General features: G+C 45.2%; 17 protein-coding genes. 11 read left to right on the forward strand and 6 right to left on the reverse strand.

Features of this window, described 5'->3' with window-relative positions:
- Nucleotides 1-393: 393 nt before the first annotated feature.
- Nucleotides 394-1,173, reverse strand: a complete 780-nt coding sequence (locus FAM09_RS23315; RefSeq protein WP_136579568.1) for a PI-PLC domain-containing protein — start codon at nt 1,171-1,173, stop codon at nt 394-396.
- Between the two features lie 357 nt (nt 1,174-1,530).
- Between FAM09_RS23315 and FAM09_RS23320 the strand changes: the two genes are divergently transcribed.
- From FAM09_RS23320 to FAM09_RS23335, 4 genes are all read left to right on the forward strand, one after another.
- Nucleotides 1,531-4,392, forward strand: a complete 2,862-nt coding sequence (locus FAM09_RS23320; protein ID WP_136579569.1) for a SusC/RagA family TonB-linked outer membrane protein — start codon at nt 1,531-1,533, stop codon at nt 4,390-4,392.
- 11 nt (nt 4,393-4,403) lie between these two features.
- Nucleotides 4,404-6,116: a RagB/SusD family nutrient uptake outer membrane protein gene (locus FAM09_RS23325; RefSeq protein ID WP_136579570.1), complete on the forward strand. Its 1,713-nt coding sequence runs from the start codon at nt 4,404-4,406 to the stop codon at nt 6,114-6,116.
- A 42-nt stretch (nt 6,117-6,158) separates the two neighbouring features.
- Nucleotides 6,159-9,284, forward strand: a complete 3,126-nt coding sequence (locus FAM09_RS23330; protein ID WP_136579571.1) for a SusC/RagA family TonB-linked outer membrane protein — start codon at nt 6,159-6,161, stop codon at nt 9,282-9,284.
- Nucleotides 9,285-9,417: 133 nt separating this feature from the next.
- A complete protein-coding gene (locus FAM09_RS23335; protein WP_136579572.1) occupies nt 9,418-11,247 on the forward strand; it encodes a RagB/SusD family nutrient uptake outer membrane protein in 1,830 nt (609 codons plus the stop codon).
- An 85-nt stretch (nt 11,248-11,332) separates the two neighbouring features.
- Here FAM09_RS23335 and FAM09_RS23340 read toward each other — a convergent pair whose 3' ends face one another.
- A complete protein-coding gene (locus FAM09_RS23340) occupies nt 11,333-12,472 on the reverse strand; it encodes a DUF3179 domain-containing (seleno)protein (protein WP_136579573.1) in 1,140 nt (379 codons plus the stop codon).
- Nucleotides 12,473-12,652: 180 nt separating this feature from the next.
- Entirely contained in the window at nt 12,653-13,603 is a 951-nt protein-coding gene (locus FAM09_RS23345; protein ID WP_136579574.1) for a TolB-like translocation protein, read from the reverse strand.
- Between the two features lie 140 nt (nt 13,604-13,743).
- Here FAM09_RS23345 and FAM09_RS23350 point away from each other — a divergent pair, with 140 nt between their 5' ends.
- The 6 genes from FAM09_RS23350 (at nt 13,744) to FAM09_RS23370 (ending at nt 18,273) form a co-directional block, all read left to right on the forward strand.
- Complete coding sequence (locus tag FAM09_RS23350; RefSeq protein ID WP_243751762.1) at nt 13,744-15,744, forward strand: ATP-binding protein; 2,001 nt, start codon at nt 13,744-13,746, stop codon at nt 15,742-15,744.
- Nucleotides 15,725-16,366, forward strand: a complete 642-nt coding sequence (locus FAM09_RS23355) for a response regulator (protein WP_136579575.1) — start codon at nt 15,725-15,727, stop codon at nt 16,364-16,366. Before FAM09_RS23350 ends, FAM09_RS23355 begins: the two co-directional genes overlap by 20 nt.
- Before the next feature lie 131 nt (nt 16,367-16,497).
- Nucleotides 16,498-16,869 (forward strand): hypothetical protein, encoded by a 372-nt coding sequence (locus FAM09_RS23360; RefSeq protein ID WP_136579576.1) that lies wholly within the window; start codon nt 16,498-16,500, stop codon nt 16,867-16,869.
- Between the two features lie 209 nt (nt 16,870-17,078).
- Entirely contained in the window at nt 17,079-17,537 is a 459-nt protein-coding gene (locus FAM09_RS23365) for a hypothetical protein (RefSeq protein WP_136579577.1), read from the forward strand.
- Between the two features lie 287 nt (nt 17,538-17,824).
- On the forward strand, nt 17,825-17,995 hold the full coding sequence (locus FAM09_RS30790; protein ID WP_153825472.1) for a hypothetical protein: 171 nt from the start codon (nt 17,825-17,827) through the stop codon (nt 17,993-17,995).
- Nucleotides 17,977-18,273 (forward strand): type II toxin-antitoxin system RelE/ParE family toxin, encoded by a 297-nt coding sequence (locus tag FAM09_RS23370; protein WP_136579578.1) that lies wholly within the window; start codon nt 17,977-17,979, stop codon nt 18,271-18,273. The genes FAM09_RS30790 and FAM09_RS23370 overlap by 19 nt, the downstream gene beginning before the upstream one ends.
- A 120-nt stretch (nt 18,274-18,393) precedes the next feature.
- Here the strand turns inward: FAM09_RS23370 and FAM09_RS23375 are convergent, their stop codons facing one another.
- The 3 genes from FAM09_RS23375 to FAM09_RS23385 all read right to left on the reverse strand — a co-directional run bounded on the left by FAM09_RS23375 (nt 18,394) and on the right by FAM09_RS23385 (nt 20,558).
- A complete protein-coding gene (locus FAM09_RS23375) occupies nt 18,394-18,843 on the reverse strand; it encodes an SRPBCC family protein (RefSeq protein ID WP_136579579.1) in 450 nt (149 codons plus the stop codon).
- A 237-nt stretch (nt 18,844-19,080) separates the two neighbouring features.
- Nucleotides 19,081-20,019, reverse strand: coding sequence for an alpha/beta fold hydrolase (locus tag FAM09_RS23380; RefSeq protein WP_136579580.1), 939 nt, complete (start codon nt 20,017-20,019; stop codon nt 19,081-19,083).
- Between the two features lie 236 nt (nt 20,020-20,255).
- Nucleotides 20,256-20,558: a polyhydroxyalkanoic acid system family protein gene (locus tag FAM09_RS23385; RefSeq protein ID WP_166437255.1), complete on the reverse strand. Its 303-nt coding sequence runs from the start codon at nt 20,556-20,558 to the stop codon at nt 20,256-20,258.
- A gap of 160 nt (nt 20,559-20,718) precedes the next feature.
- On the opposite strand from FAM09_RS23385, the gene FAM09_RS23390 reads away from it, so the two are divergent.
- Nucleotides 20,719-23,679 carry a ligand-binding sensor domain-containing protein gene (locus tag FAM09_RS23390; RefSeq protein ID WP_136579582.1) on the forward strand — a complete coding sequence of 987 codons (2,961 nt, stop codon included), beginning with the start codon at nt 20,719-20,721 and terminating at the stop codon, nt 23,677-23,679.
- Nucleotides 23,680-23,694: the final 15 nt, after the last annotated feature.

A 23,694-nucleotide genomic window follows, 5' to 3' on the forward strand; every position in this document is an offset into this window, starting at 1 on the left:
AGTTCTTTGGGAATGACGGACCTGTTCTTGATGTATTATAAGGGTGAGATATAGGAATAATCAAAGTAATAGGTTATTATGAACTTATTACGTATCATATCAGTTTAAAGCATATAGGACAATAGATTTGGAGGAGGTATGGGCGCTCAATAGATTTTAAGTTTTCTACTTAAATTTCTGCAATTTTCATGTGTAGCGTACAGGTGTTTTTCACGTATTTTAATTGATGTAGGTTACCTAAAAGCTACATCTAAAAGAGCCAACCTCCTGGTTAGGGGCTTATTTATTAATAATAATTATTTGCTGTTTCACCTTTGAAACAATAGGGGAGTAGGCCTTATAAACATTCCACTTTGGGTAAATCGTAAAATAGCATATTCACCTGATTGGATTTTATGATTTTCTAACCCCATTCGTTTTTAAATACTCCGCCAGGGCTTTTATGCTGTCTGTGTTGATATAATCAATACCTAACTCTATGAGCTTTTGCCACCCTTCAATAAAATCCGGGGTGTTCCAGAATCTTATTTTTTTACCTAAAGCATGGCCTTTGTCCACGGCCTTTTTTAATTTTTCCCAATCGTTTGCCAACAGGTCTTCATGTCCATTCCACTGTGAATAATTAATAAAGTTCTCGCCCAGCAGGGCAATGCGGGAAAGCGCCTGCTTGCTATAGTTAGTGCTTAACAGGCCATCGAACCACAGGAACGAAGGATAAGAACTATACGTACTTTGAGGGGGTTTGCTGCCGGTTATCAGTATTATCAGGGAAGGGCACCTGGTAACGGCCGGATATTTCATTAACAGTTCTATTAACTTATTGATGCTGGGGACTGCTTCTGCTTTTATATCGAGCATCAGCATCAGTTTGCGGGAGGTATCGGCATACACATTTCCTGCGTTTTTTTGAATAATGTCTGCCAGTGGGCTCAGGTACAGGTTTTCGAACAGGCGATTTTGCGCTACATCCTTCATTGTATGGGCCACGTACAGTTCATTCTCGCTTAAAATAACGTCAACTTCAATGGAACCATATTGCAGGTTATAGGCAGAATAAAAAGGAGCCGGTTGTTGGTAGTCATTATGTGAATGCGCATTGGCCGTAGTGTAAACAGCAGGTTGTGCAAACACGTGCATGCATGGGAACAGGAGAAATAGCAATAGCGTTTTCATAATAACGTATATCTAAAGGGTTAATAAGGGATGCGCTTTTAAGGAAATAGAATATGGGAGGGATGAATGGTTGGCTGATAGTGTAAACAAATAAAGAAAAATTAAGCGAAAGTTGCAACATTTTTTTAATGTTAGATCAGAAAAAAATGTTTGCGCCGAAATGTAATATGAATTGTATAAGGTGTGTAAATAGATATTCTTCTGGTCTGCTCTCCAATTAGTTGGAGTCTTTTCCCACATTATGTGTGATATAACAATTTCACCCCCCATTTATACGAATTATCCCCCATCAAATAGTATAAAATCTTTTGATATTTATCCAGGTACTGATTTCTAACCAAAACTGCACCATTGCTTATGAAATTGATCTTTATTCGTTTTATGTTTTTTTGTGGTATACTGCTGCTGACGTGTTCGTCAAAAGCGGTGCCCCGCAAAACAACGACTGATCCATGCCATGCCGGTTGGCTTGCCCAAAAGTATACCGGCACCGTATTCGATACCAATTCACCCGTAGCTACACTGGTAAAAGATTCACTGGTGCCACTGAAAAATCCACAGCCTGTTCAATTGCCCTATGTAACAGTGCCTCAACAACTGGCCGTTGCTTCAACGGATGCCGTGTATAACAGTGACCTGCTCAAATCGCCCGTTACCAGTTTTGGAAATGCCCTCGCTTGCAGAATGGCCGGGTTACATACCCTTCAATTTTCCGGCCTCCCCGGATCTGATGGCGCTTCTTTTAATGTAAGAGGCCAAACGCCGGTAATAATTGTAGACGGTGTAGTAACTGGCCTCACGCAATACGACCTCGAAGAAATTGAATCGGTAACCGTTTTGAAAGATGCCAGCGCCATGGCCATGCTGGGCGTACGCGGATCGAATGGCGCCATACTGGTAACTACCAAAAAAGGCATTGAGGCAAAGCCGCTGGTTTCATTGACCGTACAAACGGCCACTCAGCAGCCTCTCGGCTATCCAAAGGCGGTGAATGCTTATGATTACGCCCGGCTGCGCAATGAAGCGCTTCGCAACGATGGTATCGACAGTGCAAATTCGGGCCTTTATTATTCTCAAACGGCACTGGACGCTTATAAAAACCATTCCGATCCTTACAATTATCCCGATGTGAATTACTGGAAAGAGGTTACGAAGAACAGTTCCATGCTCAATCGCTACACATTAAGCACAAGGGGCGGGAACAGGTTCGCAAAATATTTTGTTTCGTTGGAACATGTGAACCAGTCGGGATTTTTTAAAACGGTCGACAGCAATACCTATAACACCAATAATAATTTCAAGAGCTACATCATTCGCTCGAACGTTGATGTAAACATCACACCCAAACTCACCGGCGGCATTTATTTACTGGGCCGCATTCAAAATGCCAACGAGCCGGGTGCAACCACCAGTTTAATTCTGGGCAATATATTGATCACGCCGGCGAATGCCTATCCTGTTTTAAACGAGAACGGGTCTTTGGGTGGAAGCCAGATCTACCAAAACAATATCTGGGCGCAAACGGTGGCTTCGGGTTATCGCCAGAATTATAAAAGAGATGTATTGGTGAATGTTTACCTGAAACGTACCCTCGATGAATTGTTACCCGGTTTGTGGATCAAAGCCAAAGTAGCTTATTACGGAAGTCTTTCTGAATCCATCTACCGCGGAAAATCATTTGCCGTGTATCAAAAGAACGGATCGTCTTATACGCAATTCGGCGCCAATGGTACGCAGGGAAATTCGAATGGCATCGATTACCAGGGCAGGCTCGATTATGAAGAGTTCAGCGCCGGTTACGACAAAACGATCAATGAAGATCATGGTTTAAATGCCATCGTGCTGGTTAACCGCGATAATTCCTCGAATGGTTACGATCTGCCTTATACCATTACCGGAACTTCGGGCCGCATTGCCTATAATTATAAAGGCCGGTATATGGTTGAAGGAAGCTGGGGCATCAACGGTTCTAACAGGTATCCGGATAACGGCAATACGAAACGGGGCGTTTTCCCTGCCATTGGCCTGGGATGGAATATAGACCAGGAAGCATTCATGGCCAACGTTCCGTTCGTATCGGCCTTGAAGTTGTATGGCTCATATGGACGAACCGGTTGGGACAGGCCCGGCTACTTCGTATACTATCCCCGTTTTTTAGATGGCCCCGGTTATTACTTTGGGACCAGCGCAGGTGGCGCTACCACCATCACAGAAGGCACCCTCGCCAATCCCAATATTACTTTTCAAAAAGCCAACAAACTGAATATCGGCCTCAGCGGCCATATGCTCAAAGATCAACTGGCCTTTAAAGTAGAATATTATCGCAACAACTATTACGACATTTTAATGCAGCGTGGTAACAACAGCACCTTGCTGGGGAACGAGTATCCCGACGAAAACATTGGTAAGAACCGGTATTTCGGCTGGGAAGGCCAGGTATCGTGGAGGCAAACGGGTAACAAACTGCAATACTTTATCGCTGCCAATGCTTCAACCATTGGGTCGAAAGTGTTGTACGCCGATGAGGTGAATAGGCCTTATGAGTGGATGAAAAGAACGGGGCAGCCTGTTTCGCAACGTTTCGGATACATTGCCGAAGGTTTGTACCAATCGCAGGATGAGATCAACACCCGGGCAACCACCGTTGGTTATAAACCCCAATTGGGAGATATCAAATACAAAGACCTGAATGCCGATGGTATTATCAATCAGAATGACCAGGCAGCCATGGGCACTACCAAACCGCTTTTCTTTTATGGAATTTCCTTTGGTGTTAGCTGGAAAGGTTTCGACATCAGCGCTGTGCTGCAAGGGGTACAAAACTACCAGGTTTACCTGGGCGGAAACTATTACTGGGCTTTTCCCGACAATGGTTTAGGCCAGGCATGGAGCGAGAACCTCGGCCGGTGGACGCCCGACAATGCAGCAGGCGCTACGTATCCCCGTTTGAGCTATGGCATTAACACCAATAACCATGCTACCTCATCGTACTGGTTGCGGAATAACAATTTCATTCGACTGAAAAACGCTGAGATCGGTTACTCGTTGCCGCAATCGCTGATAAGTAAAATTCGGTTGCAAACCGTGCGGGTGTTTGCCAATGGATATAATCTGTTGACATGGGCTGCATCTGATTTCAGTGACAGGGACCCTGAGGCTTATTTCGGCAGTTATCCTGTTCAACGATTGGTAAACTTTGGTATCAACATTAAATTTTAAGAGGGCGGCTTATGAAAAAATCAATTTTATTCCTTTCGATCATTGTGTGGGGACTACTGGTAATGACCAGCTCCTGCAGAAAATATGAAACCCAGCCCAAAGACTGGTTTACATCAGAACTAACATTCGACTCGCTTGATAAAAATGGTACGGTAACGGCCTTTAACCTGAATAACATCTATACCTACCTGCCAACGGGCTATAACTGGGTAGACCTTGACTTCCTCGACGCCGGTACCGACGATGCCCTGCCTTCGCGGATCAATGCAACGGTAGAGAACTATTCAAAGGGCACCGTTAACCTTATCAACAATCCCGATCCTTATTGGGGTACTGCTTATTATGGCATTCGCAGGGCGAATATTTTTCTGAAAAATGTTGTCAGAACGCCCATTTCGGCCAGCAACATGCAGTTTTGGAAGGCTGAAGCAAGGTTCCTGAGAGCTTATTTCTATTGGGAATTGCTGAAAAGGTATGGTGGCGTTCCGCTGCTGGGCGATACGGTATTGGGCCTGAACGACCATATCGAAATTCCACGCGCCACTTATGCCGAAACTGTTGATTATATCGTAAAAGAATGCACGGCTATCAAAGATAGTTTGCGAGCCGACCCGGCCTCCGATGCAGAGTGGGGGCGTGCTTCAAAAGGGGCAGCCGTTGCCCTTAAATGCCGCGTATTGCTGTATGCTGCAAGCCCGTTGTTTAACGGAGGCGGTGTTGAAAGCGATGCAACGAAAAAAGCGTTGACCGGTTACCTCACCGCCGATGCCACCCGCTGGCAGAAAGTGGCAGATGCCGTAACAGAGTTTAAAGCGTTGGGATATTATAATTTAGTTCCCGCAGGAACGGCGCCGGCAGGTTTTATCAACGTGTTCATCAATAAAAAGAATACCGAGATCATTTTTGCAAGGCAGAGCCCCAATAGTTCCACTCTCGAAAATTTTCAATCGCCCGTTGGTTATACAGTTTCAAATGTGCAATGCTATGGACTCACCAGTCCGTCGCAAAACCTGGTAGATGCATTTCCCATGAGAAACGGATTGGCCATTACAGATGCCGGTTCGGGTTATAATGCCGCCAATCCTTATGCTTCAAGGGACCCGCGCCTGGATGCCACTGTTTTTTATAATGGATTGATGTGGTTGAACCGAACCGTAAAAACCTACCAGGGAGGCGCTGATAAGCCCGATAATCCAACAACATCTCAGGTACAAACAAGAACAGGGTATTACCTGCGCAAATTCCTGGGCAGCTTTACATCAGGCAACGGCTTTTCGAACCAGAGCCACAATTTCCCGATTTTCAGGTTTGCCGAAATTCTGCTCACCAATGCCGAAGCATTGAATGAATTGGGGCTGGTTGAAAATGCGGTGGCAGAGATCATAAGATTAAGAACGCGCGCCGGTATTACTGCAGGCAGCGGTAACCGTTATGGCATCAAAGCCGGAATAACGCAAACAGAAATGCGTGAACTTATAAGAAATGAACGCCGCATAGAACTCGCTTTTGAAGAACACCGGTTTTGGGACATACGGCGATGGAAAATTGCCAGCCAGGTGATGAACGCACCCATTACCGGCATGAAAATCACGAATGGAACGCCGCTTACCTACCAGGTAGTAACCGTGGCGAACCCGGTTTTCCAAAACAGGTTATACCATATGCCCATTCCTTATGACGAAATATTGAAAAACCCAAAACTGATCCAGAATGAAGGATGGTAGCCGGGGCAGTATGGAATTAAAAAACTTCTTCAAATAGCTAATATGATCAAACGCATACTCTATATAATTCTTCCGGTTTTGCTTGCAGGAGTTACTTCCTATGCGCAGATGAAGCTAACCGGCATTGTAACAGATTCAACCGGTTCGGGCATTGTTGGCGCCAACGTCGTTGAAAAAGACATAGCGGGTAACGCAACCTATACCAATGCTTCCGGCCGGTTTACACTTACATTAAGAGGCACTTCCAATAAATTGACGATCTCGATGGCGGGTTACGAACCACAGGATGTGAAAGTGGGTACCAGTGAGGTGCACGTAGTCCTTAAGATGAACGGGGGCGGTTTGGCAGATGTTGTGGTGGTTGGTTACGGACGCCAGAGAAAAGCCACGCTCACCGGGGCGGTGAGTGTTGTTTCCGGCAAGGAACTGCGTGATAACCCTACTGCCAGTGTTCAGAACACCCTGGCGGGCCGGCTGCCTGGTTTCTTTTCACAGCAAACTTCCGGCCGGCCGGGAGCCGATGGGGCAGACTTTTTTGTTCGCGGATTGAGTTCTTATAACGAGGGCAGCAATACGCCACTGATCATTGTAGATGATATCGAATTTTCGTATGAACAATTCGCCAGGCTCGATCCCAATGAAATTGAATCGTTGTCTATTTTAAAAGACGCCTCTACTACGGCCGTTTTCGGTGTACGCGGCGCCAATGGCGTAATGCTGGTATCTACCCGCAGAGGCAAGATCAGCGCTCCCCAAATTGCTTTCAGGGGCGAAACCGCCCTGTCGCAACCCAATGTTATGCCCCGTTACCTCAATGCCTATGAATCGGCCACCCTGTATAATGTGGCAAGAAAAAATGATGGGCAGGCTCCTTTATTTACCGATGCAGATCTGGCTGCTTACAGAGATCATACCGATCCTTACGGGCATCCTGATGTGAACTGGAGAGACGTATTGTTCAAAAAATTCAGCCGGCAATACCGGGGTAATTTCGATATCTCGGGTGGTACCGAAAAAGTGAAGTATTTTATTTCCGCCGGGTATCTTTACCAGGATGGCATGTTAAAGGATTTCGGCAACAAGGTAGGCGTTAACAACAACTTCTATAACCAACGGTACAACTACCGGTCGAACCTCGATATCAAGGTGACCGGGACCACCGATCTGCGGCTAGATCTTTCCGGTAATATCAGCCAGATCAACGTACCGCAGGTAAACAGCCCCAACGGGTATAACGACCTGTTTTATGATTACAGCAGCTTTTTAACACTGGCGCCTTTTGCTTATCCTATATATAATCCCGATGGATCGTTTGGTTACAGCCAGTGGCAAAAAAGCCCGGGCGTAGGCGGCACTGCCTACGACGCAAATAATGTAGTGGGCCGGTTAACCTACCTCGGGTACACAAGAACATTCGAGAATAATATGAACCTCGTGGGCGTACTCAATCAGAAACTCGATTTTATTACCCGTGGCCTTTCATTAAAAGGTACGCTTTCCTATGCCTCCAGCTATGGTGATCCGGATAATAGAAATACGGTTAGTATGACCGGCGGCGATTTCCCTTCCTTTGTTTACGACCCTGTTTCCGATACTTATTCGCCGCGAAACTCAAATATTTACCGGGTTCGCCGGTTGATCCGCAGTTCTTCCAACGGCGGTACTATTCGCAACCTCAATACCCAGGTAGCGTTGAATTACGACCGGAACTTCGGGGGTGATCACCATGTTTATGGATTGTTCATGATGAGCCAGAATTCCGTAGTAAAAGGCAACAGCAATGCAAACTATAACTTCATACCCAATAATTTCCGGGGCTTTACCGGAAGGATCGGGTACGACTTCCGTCAAAAATACCTGGTGGAATTTAACGGCGCCTATAATGGATCTGACCGCTTTGCCAAAGAGAATCGTTTCGGATTTTTTCCGGCAGCATCTGCAGGATGGAATATTTCGGAAGAAGAATTCTTTAAGGAAAATGTTCATTTTGTAGATCGCCTGAAACTGCGTGCTTCGTATGGTCTTGTGGGTAACGACAAGATAGGCAGGAGGTATAGTTACTATTATCTGCCTGTATGGAGCAATCCTGGTAGTGGTGTTACGTATTTCGGTAACCCCAACAGCAATAGCAGCGGTGCTGTATTTGAAGGAACGCTCGGTAATCCCAATGTAAGCTGGGAGAAAGAAAAGAAACTCGACGTTGGTATGGATATGGCCTTCTTTGGCAATAAGCTGACGGCTACTGTCGACTACTTCCTTAACAACCGGTATGATATCATGACCGAGAGAAGTTCATCAATGTCGGGCGCTTTCGGGCAAAGCCTTCCGCCGGTGAACCTCGGCAGGGTAGAAAATAAGGGTTGGGAAGTGGAACTGAACTATTCCAACAAAATCGGCAAAGACTTTAGCTATTCTGTTAAGGGCACCTATTCATACGCGAAAAATAAAATACTGGAACAGGACGAACCTTCTTATAAATACGACTGGATGGCGTATACCGGTAATAGCATCAACATGCAAAGGGTATATACCTGGATCGGGTTTTACCAGGATGCCGATGACATTGCAAAAAGTGCGAAACCCGGACAAACGGTTCGCCCCGGCGATTTGAAATATGCCGACCTGAATGGCGATGGCATTATCGATGGCTACGATCAGAAAGTACAGGGCTTCGCAGATATTCCAAATACAACAGCGGGTATTCAGATCAACATTCGTTACAAAGGATTTAATATAGGCGTGTTCTTTCAGGGCGCTGCCAACTTTTATGTTCGTGGCGGCGGCGAAGCCATTCAGGCTTTCAGCTCGAACCTTACTTCAGCTCACCAACAGGCATGGACACCTGAATTAGGCAACAATGCCAAATATCCACTGCTCACATTAATTCCGGGCATCAGCGATTCGCGTGCAAATGTGTCTACCTTCTGGCTGCTGCCGGGCGATTATATCAGGTTGAAAACGGCGGAAATAGGATATAGCTTACCTGCATCATGGGTGAAAAGGCTGCGAATGAGAGACATCAGGATCTACAGCAATGGATTCAACCTCCTTACGTGGACAAAACTGAGCAAACTGTACCAGCTCGATCCGGAGATCAAAACAGGTACCGACCGGGTGACCTATCCGCCTCAGCGCACGATCAACTTTGGTGTAAGCGCAACGTTCTGAGCGAAGTCGAAGAATAGCGAAGTCGAAGAATAGCGAAGTCGAAGAATAGCGGAGTCGAAGAATAGCGGAGTCGAAGAATAGCGAAGTCGAAGAATATGGATGTCAAGAGAGTACTTAACAAAACTAAATTCAGATGTACAACTATAAAAGACAATTAAAGAAGTTACTGACCATACTGGCTGTAGGAAGCATTTTTGTTTCCTGTACCAAATCGGAAGGCTTTTTGGAGAACAAGACGGCAGGCCTCGATGAAAAGCAGGTGTTTTCAGACAGTCTTCGCACCATTCAGTTTTTAAATGGAATTTATAGCGACATTGGTTTCTCCTTCAATAAAGGCAGGTGGGACACACACGGAAATACCGAACAATCGGTAGATGACGGCGAGTATGGCTTCAGTGCCGCTTACCGCCCTTCGGTGATGTTGTACCAGGGCACCTTATCGGCCACCAACCTGGGCACCACCCGCCCTACAATGATCGATTTTTGGGAGGTGCCCTATACCAATATTCGCCGGTGTAACCTGCTGCTGAGAAATTTGCCTGCCACACCTTTATCGGCTGCCATGCAATCGAGAATGAAAGGAGAAGCAAAATGCCTGCGTGCCTGGTATTACATGCAATTGATGATTGCGTATGGCGGGGTCCCGAATGTGGGTGATTCGATATTCGTTATAACCGACAAACTGAATATTCCCCGTTCGGATTATGCCGACCTCGTAACCTACGTTTTGAACGAACTGAATGAAGCGGAAGCCCTGCTGCCAACACCTGGCGCTGGTTTCCCGGCAGGATATGATAACCTCGATTACGGGCGGGTGACCAAAGGCACATGCTTGGGATTGAAATCGAGATTGTTATTGTACGCGGCCAGTCCGCTGTTCAATGGCGGCGCCATTACCACCGATGGGAACATCGCCAAAATGGTAAGTTATCCAACATACAGCGTAAGCCGCTGGCAGGCTGCCGCCGATGCGGCCCAGGCGGTGATCAATTCGGGCTATTATTCTTTGCATGTAGACAATACAACCCAGGCGGGATTCGGCTTCTATAAAATGTTCATTACCCGCGTGAATAACGAGATCATCTTCGGAAGGTACCGCCCCTCCAATAAGGATTTCGAGGGTTTTTACAACCCGCCAACACGCAGTGGTCAAAATTACACAAGAGCTACGCATAACCTTGCCGTATGTTTTCCTATGATAAACGGGAAAGCGATAACGGACCCCACTTCGGGTTATGATCCCAACAATCCTTATGAAGGCAGGGAACCAAGGTTCCGTTATACCTTAATTTATAATGGAAGCAGGTATGCCACCAACTCGAATACGCAGGGTTTTGTGTGGACGTTTACGGGAACCCCGGGAAACCCCAACGGCGAAACCAATGATAAATATGCCCCGGGTTCCAATACCGGTTACTATATACGAAAAATGTGCGACAGCTCTGTAGCACAGGGCGGCAGCGCCGCCGGTCCCGATAGAACGTGGCCCCTTATGCGCTATGCCGAAATGCTGTTGAACTATGCCGAGGCGATCAATGAAACCGGTCAAACCTCATTGGCTTATCCTAAACTGGCCGAGTTGCGGGCAAGAGCGGGCATCGATCCGGGCATCGACAACCTGTATGGCATGAAAGCGGGCATGACGCAGGCCGAAATGCGCGCATTCATTCAGAACGAAAGACGAATTGAACTGGCCTTTGAAGATCACCGGTGGAATGATATCCGCCGCTGGAAGATCGGGATGACTTTATACAATGGCGGACCAAACGGGTATAACACCTGTATGCACGTGACCCGTGTGGGAACCGGTGGTAATCTAACCACCGGAATTGGATTAACGTTTACCTATGCGGTTGAAAACACCATTCGCCAGCACGTATTTCGTCCTGAAATGTACCTGTTGCCGATACCGGATGTTGAATTACGCAAAATGCCTTTGATGGTCCAGAATCCGGGGTGGTAGTAGTAGCTGATATTTTCATTTCATATAGCAGTTGGTAAAGCCGGGTAAGATCTTTCTGCCCGGCTTATTTTCTTATTAGCTGCGTTTAATATCTTTTAGTCCCCGGATTAAACGTTTGCCAGCTATGCCAGAATTCCTGGTACGCCTGTAACGGTTTCAGCGAATAAGAAGTGTCAATCCCTTTGCCGTCTATCCTGAAATGTTTGTTGTTTAAATGAAGGGTATCATTTATCAATAATAATTTAGCATCTGGCGCAGGCAGCTCAAATGCGAAAAAGCTTCTATTATCGGCGGCCAGCACAACAGCCAGTGAAGTATTATCTAATTTGTCGTGGATGATCCTTTCTTTTTTTAACTGGTTCCAGTCATAGGCTTTTCTTTCGCTGGCTGATTTCACGCCTATCACCCATGATTTATCTTTCCAGGAAAGGCTGTCTGTTCCCGTGAGTTTACTTTTGCTTGTGCCGCTCTCATATTTCAGCGTAGTATCATAAGAAGAAATATAAACTGAATCTGCCTGCAGGATCTTTGATTCGGGGTGCAGTTCCAGCCATTTGTTCATAGAAGTTTGTATACTCAGCACTTCCGGCAATTGCTGTCCTTTTAATTTTCCTGCTACTGCTTTACCGGTTGCCTGCTGCCACCAGCTTTTGGTACCTGCATCTTCCAGCATGGCATTGAAGTGGTCCATGCCAACCAATCTGAATGTTTCTTTTTTCCCATTAATGATCGGTTCAAATACCCGGCCAGTTCGGCAGACGGTGCAATAGGTAACCAGGATGGGTTGGCCGCCAATTACGTCCTGCACATGATGATGATATCCTAAAAACCTGATCGGATAAGCTTTCGCTTCGCCATTTATGGTAACACCGATCACCAGCCGGTTCGAATCCACTTTATTTTCTGTTGCGTTGGCTAATACAATCATTTGAGGTTGTTTAAACATGGCATCGGCTGCCATTGTAAAATTGGTCATGTAAATAACGCCGGCAAGAATAATGAGTGGAACAATCAGCGCCCATTTCCTGCGCCAGTTACCCCTGGCTAATCCAATAAATATCATTATTGCGAATAAGCCGCGAAATACCCAACGCCATTGATATAAAAAATAAGCGGCGTCAATACTGTTTATTCGCTGACTGCCTGGCATGGGCATAATGAAATAAACAGTAGCTGCTTCAAAAAGCAGTAAGCCTAAGCAACCAAACCAAAAGAGTTTTTTCATGCTTCTTGTAATTTACAGAAAAATAAACACAAAAAGATCCCCCTGTTTATGTCTAAAAAGAGCTAATTGAACACAAATACCCTCCCAATCCAATCCAGTTCACAAAAAATTAAAGCAGGCCAGTTAGCCTGCTTTCTTGTTTTTAGCTGTTATTCCCATAGGCTATTGAACCTGCCTTTGCTACCGCCAAAGCATAATACCGTCGCAGGGCTCAGCCCTCGTTTCGTCTTTTGGAATAAAGGGGATCACCCGTTTGTCGGCTCCCTCATCTAAATTGTATTTACCAAAGTCTGCAGGAATGATAGCCATATGCCAGTACCGTCCAAAAGTACCGGTGTACGTGTAATCATAACCGATCAGCAGGTATTTTGAATCGGGCGAGAATATTGGCCAAACTTCAGTGTCATTGCTTTCCGTGATCTGGGTGAGATTACTGCCATCTGCATTCATCATCCACAAATGGTTGCCGCCCCTCAGCGCTATTTTGCTTCCATCGGGACTAACGTTAAAATGCCCCCAATCGGCGAAGTTGAGCGTTTTTACCAGGGTAGCCTGTGTAAATTCCTTGTTGGTACGGTACAAACTGTTGTCTTGCCGGAACAGCAGGGTATTGTCGGGCATCCATTCAATGCTACCTTCCAGTTTCTTTCCCTGGAAGGTAACGACGTTTAACAGGATGTTTCCCTTAAGATCGAGCAGCATGATGCCGTCATCATCGGTGGGGGGCACTGCAAGCAGTTTTTTATCGTAAGAAAATTGGGGGGAACTATGATTGGCATAACCCGTTTCTTTCTGGAATTGCGATACAATAGTGCCATCCTTGAGATTGGTAATAGTATAGAGCTCATTATCGTAGTTCTGCGGAGCATCGGTGACTTCCACCAGCCAGGTATGGTCGCGACTGATATCCCAGCTATTGCGGTTGGTATTGTCCTTGAGAAACGTTCCTTTTACCCCTGTTTTCAGGTCTACTTTCAGAAGGCCATCCGTAGCCCAGGCGTAATAGATCATCCCTGCTCCCAATGCGGTGAAACCTGTGCCCGGTTTTGTTCCGGTTTCATCGTCATCATTGGGTTTTGAGCAGGCTGAAAGGAACAGTACCAGGGCCATCCAGTATAAATGCTTTTTCATGCTGTTAAATTGATTAATGGTGGATAGAATTGCTTCCACAAAAGTCTGCCCGGGCGCATCGCAAGACAATACTCCCAAAGGAGTATTTTTTAGGGGAGGATTTCTCCCTATTTTTAGCCCGCCGTTCAAATATTTGTCAATTGAACAAGTCATTAACAAACAGGGTCAGGGACATTGGGTATTGTATAATGCTGCTGTGCATTTGCGTGAATGCAACCGCGCAACATGTGGTAGACGACCGCAAATTTCCCGATAGCCTGCAACAGGTTTTTGAAAGATCAACTTCGCTGAAGGGCAAACTGGAGGCGCTTTTCGGGCTCTCTGATTATTACAGCACCAGGGACACCGCAAAAGCCCTGGCCTATGCAAGGCAAAGCATCGGGTTGAGCAGGGAGGATGCGTACCTGTCTGCCGTCGCGCATTTCTATTTAGCCGGCGTGTATTTTGAGTTTGATGTCGATCGCAGTCAGCAGGAATATATGTACGCCGAAAAATTATTGCGCCCGTTCCCGCAGAAGGAAGCGCTGATCTACCGGTCGAGGGCATGGAATAATTATGGCGTTATTGAACAACGGCGCGACAATGCGCATGAATATCTCAATATCCTTATCAATAAAGCATTGCCATTGGCACAGCAGGCCGGGGATAGTACAAGAATGGCGTTGAACTATCACAACATCGGGCTGGTGCTGCTTAATTTGAATGAATATCAGAAAGCCCTTCAGTATTTTTCCCGTGCCATTGTCATTATGGAGGCAGGGAATACGGTCTATGCTGACCTGGCTGATGCGTATGTATTATCTGCCCGCGCAACTATTCTAAGCGGCCGGGCTAAACAGGCTTTTCCTTTTCTGCAGAAAGCAAAAAAGATCCTGGAACCGAACCCTGATTCGTATTACTGGCCGCTGTATTATTCCGTTGAAGGGGCGTACTACCGGTACACCCATTCCTATGCACAGGCGCTTAAGAGCCTCGAACGGGGACTGGCGCTGGCTGAGCAAATGAATGATGTATTTGAGAAGCGTAACCTGTTGTATGAGAAGTTCAATGTATACAAAGCGGAGAAGAATTATACTGCGGCTAAAAATATGTTATTGCAGGGGCTGGCTATGGAAGCTACCTTTCCATTTTCCAGGAACAAAAGGCGATTACTGTTCGATCTCACAGAAATGGAAAAGCAATCAGGCAATACAGAAGCCGCCTACCGTTGGTTGATGCAGTATGCTGTTTTATCAGACTCCATCTATGAAGAGCAGACGAAAACCGAGATCGCTGCGCTGGAAGCCCGTTTCAGAACGGCAGAAAAAGAAAAACAGATCCTTAACCTGGAGCATGAGAAAAAGATCAGTGCCAGGGACAGGAAATACCAGTTCCTGCTATTACTCGCGGTGATTGCCGTATTGAGCCTCGTTGCTATTCTCGCTATTATGCAATTACAGCATCGCAAGAAAAAGGCCGCCAGGCGGGAAGAAGATTACAGGACCGAGTTGGAAAGAATAGAAAAAGAAAAACAATTGTCGAATTATACGGCGCTGATGGAAGGGCAGGAGCAGGAGCGCCGGCGATTGGCGCGCGACCTGCACGATGGGCTTGGTTGCAGCCTGGCTGCCATCAAACTGGGGCTTTCGCGCATTCCGGCCGAAAGCGCACAACAGGAACTGTTATTGCAACAGGTAACAGACCAGCTCGATGCTTCTATCAGTGAACTTCGCCTTATCTCGCGCAATATGATGCCGGAAGCACTGCTCACACTGGGGTTGCCCGATGCGCTCAAAGATCTGTGCAGCTCTGTTATGAGTGCGCAACTGCGTTTGGTATATAATGCGTATAATATTGATAGGGCATTGCCGCTTTCAACACAAACCATGATCTACCGCATGATACAGGAAATAATCATCAATGCCGTGAAACATGCCAACGCTTCTGTGATCATGCTGCAATGCAGCCAGGAAGAAGATAGTTTCTTCATCACCGTTGAAGACAATGGGAAAGGCTTCGATGCCGGCAACCATCAGTCGGATGGGATTGGTTTGAAAAACATCCGTAACCGGGTTGACTATTTCAACGGCCAACTGAATATTGAATCATCATCAGAAGGAACCATCATAAATATAGAGCTGCATGTTACCCAACAATCATAAGATCAGTATTGCCATAGTGGATGATCACCCCATTGTGATCCAGGGTTTCAGGTCGCTGCTGGAGAATAGCGAGTTGTATGAAATTGCCGGTTGTTTCACCACAGGTACCGGGTGTATGAACTTCCTGCTGCAACATCCGGTAGACATTGTGTTGCTTGACATCACCTTGCCGGATGGCAATGGCGTTCATTTTTGCGCAGCCATCAGTGAACTGTACCCGCAAACCATTGTTGTTGCACTCAGCAATGTGAATGAGCGAAGCATTATATCACAGATGTTCAGGAATGGGGCCAAAGGCTACCTGCTTAAAAACGTATCAGCCAAAGAGCTGCTGGATGCACTGAACACCGTACTGGAAGGCAATACTGCCATGAGCGTTGAAGTGAAGGAGATCATGCAACAGCCCGACCTAAATACCTTGCAGCCGGTACCGGAACTTACCAAAAGAGAAAAACAGATCCTGCAGTTGCTGGCGGAAGGGCAAAAATCAGCCGCCATTGCAGAAGCATTGTTTATCAGTCCGCTTACCGTTAAAACGCATCGCTCTACCTTGTTGCACAAATTTCAGGTGAACAATATTGTAACGTTGATCAACCGGGCTAAAGAGACGGGGTTGATTTGAACATGATAAAAAGCGTAATAAAGATGAATAGAAGGAGTGAAAGGGGAGCAACGTGCTTAAAAAATATGCGGGATTTTCCCATTCCTATATGTAATTTAGATGACCAGTGCATCGTAAAAAAGATTACTTATATGAAACTTCGTTTTCTTTTCATGATGTTATTGATAACAGTCGCAGCATTATCTGCTTCTGCACAACAGCAGGAATCTGTTATGACCCGGTCGCAGTTCTTTTCATTCGAAAAGAAAAAGATTGTTCCGGTAAAAAGCCTGCGCCTTACTGACACGCTTTCCCACAAACATTTATTAAGGACTAACATACGTAAAGAATGGTATTATGAAGGTGTACCGGTTGATTCCAGCAGTGTGGAAATAGTATATAGAATGCCGGTAGACAAAATGCTTTGCCTGGTGCCGGATTGCACTAAATCTGCTAACATGCCGGTGAAGAAAACACGGCTGCCTGAACAGATGCCGAATGCGTTTTCGAGACGTGGGAGGTAAGAGTAAGATTTAGATTGAAGGAAACAACGCGAAGCTTCCACAATAATTCACAACGGATCTTTACATTGGATTATTCGGAAAGCATTTTGACGAATAATTTAGGGCTTTTTGTTTTAAATCCGCCATAAGTTGTTGCAGACTTTTTAGCATAGATTCTCAAGACTTTAGGCATGTGCACATTATTTTTTACATCGTTATAACTTGATTTAATGGAGGACTATTTACAATCTCTTAGATATTTGACCAATGAATTTTTGAATAGTGATTCTAAAGATTCAATTCAGTTTATAAATGTGGAATTCAATACTGAACCCTTGCCGTTTAAAGGCATGTTTATAATTGCAGATTCTCGAAGATTACTTATTCCAAGTAATATGCCTTTTGAACTGGTCATTTTTGTTACTTTTACCTATTTAACGCCTCTTGGCAAGAAGTTAGAGGAGCTTATGTGTACAAGTGAAGCATTCAATAATTTTGATCATACATTAGTGGGTAAGACTTCGACTTATGTGCTGAAAACGGGTAATAACATAGAGTTAATTGAGTCAACAATCAGAGAAATAATCGACAGAGTTTTCCCTTCTGTAGATAAATCAAACATAATCGTTAGTATTATCAAAACAACAGGAATATTGGGATATCTAACAGATCCTGGATTAACTGTCTGATTAAAGCATATTATGGATTGTAAAATTTAGAAATTTGTTTATGACTCTTCAACCAGATTGTCCGTAAATATTTATTCGATAAAAATTTAATTATAAAATATTGTAAACCAAAGATAAAGGTCTATTTTTAGGAAGCAAGTAATTGGTTCGAATCCAATCTGGATCATAGGAAGATAACCACGTAATCGCATGGTTTTTTGTGCCTATAAAGAGCATTTGACTACGGAGCAATGGTGGCTATCCCATTATATAAAAAATTTAGTATTTTTAGGACAGAATAGATATTTATGAATACACTTACCATTGAAAACAAAAAATACGTTGTGCTTTCACAAAAGGAATATGAGGATCTTAGGATGAAGGCAGTATCGAAAGCAATTCCGGCCAAAAAGCTTTCATTAAAAGAGGGAAAGAAGCTTGCCTATAAAATGATTGACAAATGGGCAAAAGGAAAGTAACTATCCTTGAGCCTGCTGTTGAAGAAGTTGCAAGAATTGCCTTGTATATTGAAGGGGAAGGACTACCGAAGACCGCTAAGCAGTTTGTTGATGAAGCCTTTGCCTTTTTTGAATCTCTCGCAGATGAAAGATTTGTTCATCGCCCTTGTATGCATCCTGCATGGAAAAAATTAGACTTGCGCTGTGCAAATTTCCGTAAAAAGTATATAGTTTCCTACCTTGACAATAAGGATGAAATAATTATTTGTGAATTTGCTTTGCAGAAGTTGTTGAAATGATAACTTTTCAATTTAAACAAATTTAAACCGGTGTTTAAGTTTAGCTTCCAATATCAAAGCCGCATACATCATTCGATTTACGCGGCTTTGTGTTTTTAGAAATATCATCAGGTATATTGATCAGGCATCGGGTATCTCAGGCTCTACTAACTTAGCCAGCTTTTCCAGCGACTCCTGCCAGCCTAAATAGCACATTTCAACAGGTATAACAGAAGGAATTCCTTCCTGCGTAATTTTTATTTCTGTACCCGCAATAGTTTGCCGGAGACTGACTGTGGTGGTCATTTCTCCCGGCAGGTTGGGATCATCGAATTTATCAGTGTATTTCAATAACTCATTAGGTTTTATTTCCAGGTATGTTCCTCCGAATGAATGGCTATTGCCGGTGGTAAAGTTCAGGAATGACATCTTATGTGAACCACCAGTCTTTACATCCATCTGGTGAACGGTGCAAATAAACCCATAAGGAGGCAACCATGACGCAATGGCGGGGGCTTCGGTAAATGCACGGTATACTTTTTCCGGCGATGTTTTAAGAACTCTGTGTAGCGAAACAACATTGTTTGACATAAGCTATTTTTTTTGATCCTACTCGTCTGGCTTTTCGGTTCCGCCCGTTTTTATGGTGGTTACTGCTCCACATATAGTGATTGTTTTTACAGAAGATTGAATTTATCCTCAGCGGGCTTTCTTCATTTGCTCAATGGCTGCCCAACCTTCCGGACTACCCAGCCAATTTGTGCGAGTTCGAGTTCGGCGATGGTGTTGTTGATACTATGCATGTTTGTTTGCTGTTAAGTTAGAAGATCAAAACGTAGGCGGCGTTGCATTCAGATCAGAATCCAGGAAATCAGTGATCATGGGTATCAGTATATCCGTCCGCTGCATCATACCTATATGCGTAGTGCCCGGTAAAATGGCCAGGCGGGATGTAGGCAGCCCGTGTATATCGCCCATTTTCCCACCACCTTTGGCTCGAAACAATTCAAGTGCATGCTCGTATCGTACACCGTCGGCATCGCCAATGGCCATGAACAGCGGAGCTTTAATGTTTTTTACTTCCTTTGTCCAATCATAAGGTTTCAGGTCTATACTGATAACCTTTTTCACAAATTCCGCGAAATGGGCCGGATCGTTTCCCAGACTATCGTATTGTTTTTGTATGGGGGTGCCTTTAAACATATCTGGCGTGAAAGTAGCAAAACTGGCTTCTATCTCGGGCCACCATCCGTCGTGCGCATAGGTGCCTGACAATATCACGAGCCTGCGTACCTGCTCAGGATGGCGCACGGCAAACTGGAAAGCTACGCCACCGCCCATACTATATCCCAATATGTCAGCACTATCTGTTTTGAGGTGCTTGAGTAGGCCGGAAACATCGTCTGCCATACCTTCATAACTAAGTTCCCGGGTGATATCCCTTGTGCGGCCGTGGCCTTGCATTTCCATTACTATTACTTTCCGGTTGTTGGCCAACAGGGGTATGATGTGCGACCAATTCAAAGGTATACTCATATAAGAGCCATGCAGCAGTACGATGGGTTTACCATTGCCGTACACTTCATAATACATTTTTAAGCCGTTTACTTCAGCATAGCCGCTTTCGGCTGGCTTTATATTCTGGTTCACAACTGTATCTTTTGTTTCAGTAGAACCGTTTTGCCCATTTTTCGAACGTGGTTGGCAGGATATCATTACTGCCGCAACAATAGCAACCGAGAGACCTGTTATAATATGCCTGTTCATATCGTGCGTTTTATTACGATACAAATCTCGGCAACATTACCATGCCACCTGCTGTGTGTTTGCGACAATCATAGGGTAGAAAACGACATCTTACGAGCGAAGGATGAAAAAAGAAGTGGAGGGGAGAATAATCAGATGATTATTTGTATTGTTTGCAGTACATGTAAAACACTGAATAATAAATGGTGGCAGGCCCAGACCCTGCCACACAAAGCCAACCTTAATCGATTGCCTGTTTACGCGAGCAATGCCTTTGCTTTCTCTGTGATCATGGACGCAATTTGTCCCTTAAATAGCGATACGGCAAAAGGCAGGTCTGATTCCAGGCGCACTTCATTTTCCTTCACCTGTATAGTGCCGGCAATATAAAAACCTTTGGCTGAAAAACTGAAACTTCCGTTAGGACCATCCCAGATCTCCTGTACATTGGTAACTGTGCCTTTTTGTTCTTCCTGTAAGCGGCCCAGCATTTGTTTAATGCGACTCAATGCTTCATCCTGTGTCTGTGAATGAGGAATGTTCAACGATAACTTCGACATATTTATATTGATTATAATCTTTTTACAAATGTATAAGAATCTGTGAACAGTAAAGGACATAAGTTCATAAATAGGTATACCCACAGTTGGGCAATGGCAGCAGCCTGAAAGTTATGCAACAGGAATAAAGTGTAAGGCTCTTTGGTTATATTTATGCTTTATGACAAGGCCTGTAGTTTTATTCCTTTTCCTGTTGTCTGGTATTTGGGCGCAAGGCCAACCTGCATTTCATCTCTCATTCACGAAAGGGTTGTCTAATACGCATATCACCTGTTCTGCTCAGGCGGAAGATGGTTTGATATGGCTTGGAGCTGAAAACGGGTTATATCGGTATAATGGCTACCAGTTTGATCTGTTTAATGAGGTAGCCAAAGGCCCAACACGATTGTCATCTGCAAAGATCATGTCTTTACTGGCCGATGGTCATTTATTATGGATCGGTACTACCAATGGGTTGAATTGCCTTGATATGCATACTGGCCATGTACAATGGTGGTTGACAGCACAAGAGGCAACTATCACCAGCATTGCAAAAACGCAGCAAGGGCAAATCATAGCAGGCGATAATAACGGTCAGGTGTATGTACAAACCGGGCCACAATTCAGCTTATTGGTGCGCTTGCCGGTTTATAAAAATGTTGATCCTGCTATTCTTCAACTTATTGTTACCGGCCATGAAGAAGGCTGGGTAGTACAGGCCGGTAATATACTACGAATGCATCCGCAACGTGGGACCATTTCGTGGGAATACCGGCAGCGGGCAGACCGGATCCCGACTAATGCTTTTCATACGAGCTTTATAAATAATACGCATTTCATATTATCCTGGAAAAAAAAGGTTGCAGTTATCAATGTACAAAAGCCGGATGTTGAGCATGTCCCTTGCTGGCAGCAATTCGGGCAACAATATGGTCAGTTCTTTATTGGAAATAAACAGGGCCGCCTGTTGTGGATGATGGATGAAAAGAACCGGGTTTTTACCTATGATCAACATACCGGTCGAATAGAAAGCGTTGATCTTTGGAAGCAGCTCAACCCCGGCTCCTATATACCTTATCATCTGTTCTCTTTTGATGATAAGGGTTTTTGGTTATGCACCAGCGGGGGCATTGTTCGGTTTACCCGGGGCAATTCCTTTCTGCATGCGTATGATCTGCAGTCGCCGGCTTCACCGCAATTGCCTGTTACCACCCGGGCTTTTTTCCGGGGGCGCAGGGGATTGTATGTATCTACTTATACGTCGGCCATTTTGCTCGACACGGTGCATCAAAAAAGCCAGTCGTTCCCGCAACCTTTATTTGCTCCGGCTCAAACCTTACCGGCGCCCAATGGCTGGTTATGGGTAGCATCCGAATTTCACGGTTTTTGTAAATACGATCCGGCTACTGAAACGGAAGTGCAGGGGTTTTATAAGAATCCTTACCAGGTTACGATCAGGGAAGGACTCAGCCTGTTACAGGTAGATGATGATAAAATATTGATAGGGGCAGGATCGGGGTTGTATGTGTATTCCATAAAGGCCAATACGCTGAACCCTCCCTTGTACCACCGGTTGGTAAGCAGCTTCCCGGGTAAAAGGATCTTTGCCATGGCGCGTGCGGCTGATGGAAAGATCTGGCTGGGTGCGGAGAACGGATTGTTTTGTATGAATAGTGAATTGCAATTGCAGCAGCAATACGATCACCGAAGCAAACCTGCATTACCAGCAGTCAATATCCGCGCCCTGTTCATTAGTTCCGGTCACAAAGTGGTAATGGGAACATTGGGCAATGGCATACAGGTGCTTGACCCAGCTACCAAAACCATCAGCTCATTTACCAGTCTGCATGGCCTGCCCGACAATTTGATCTATAGTATGGTGCCGGAGAATGACTCTATTTGCTGGTTGGGAACGGGGCACGGTCTTTCCCGGTTTAATTACCGGTCGTTCTCCTGTAGCAATTATTACCGGCAGGATGGTGTGATCAATGAAGAGTTCAATACCCACAGCACCTGGCGGGCGGATGATGGAACCATTTATATGGGCGTGATGAACGGCGTTGTGTATTTTGATCCGGCTGAAATAAGTGCTCAACATGTACCAGTGCGTATACGGTTGACAGGTATGCAACAAAGCGGGCGGCAGGAAAGGCGGGTATGGTTTGGCGCCGATTGGCAAGATCCGGTGCGTATGGGACCATCCGATAAAATAATACAATTTGAATTTGCCCTTTCCGATCTCTCTTCACCAGGGGAGAACCGGTTCCAATATAAAGTGGAAGGACTGGATACTGACTGGAATCTGTTAGGTGCGCAGAACGTGCTGCGGCTCTATAACCTGCCGGCGGGCAGTTTTACGGTACGCATCAGGGGTATGGCGCCTGACGGGTCCCTTACGCAGAATGAAATAAGTGTTCCTGTGAGGGTAGTTCCTTTATTCTATAAAACAATTTGGTTTTATGGGCTGTTGCTGGCAGTTTTGTCGCTGGGGGTATGGTTGCTGTACCGGTATCGCATCCGGCAAATGAAAAAGGTATTTCAATTACGTAATAAAATAGCACGCGATCTGCATGATGATATTGGTTCTACTTTATCGGGCATTTCCATACTTAGCAGCATTACCCAAAAAGAAATGGCCACTCATCCTGGCCGGGCACAGCAGCAACTGGAGCAGATCGGCAGCGATGCCCGCGAGATGCTGCATAATATGAACGACATCATCTGGTCGGTGAACCCGCACCATGACCAGTTGGAACATTCGTTTGTACGGATGCGCCAGTTTGTGGCGCAAACGCTGGAAGCACGGAATATTGAAGTGCAGATCCGTTTCGATGAACAACTGGAATCCGTTGTAATACCTATGGAAGCCCGCCGTAATTTGTACCTGATATTTAAAGAAGCGATCAACAACATTGCCAAATATGCTGCAGCCACCCAGGTACTGATCGTGCTGGAAAAGCAGGAAAAACAGCTTCAACTGTTAATAAAAGATAATGGAAAGGGCTTCGATGTTGACCAGGTAACAACGGGAAATGGGTTGAAGAATATTAAACAGCGGGCGGCCGACATGAATGCGGTAGTGAACATTGAATCTGCACCTGGTAAAGGCGCTGCGTTGATATTGCAACTGCAGGTACCATAAAAAGGGTACAGGCAG

The sequence above is a fragment of the Niastella caeni genome (assembly GCF_004834005.1).
Taxonomy (GTDB): Bacteria; Bacteroidota; Bacteroidia; order Chitinophagales; family Chitinophagaceae; genus Niastella; species Niastella caeni.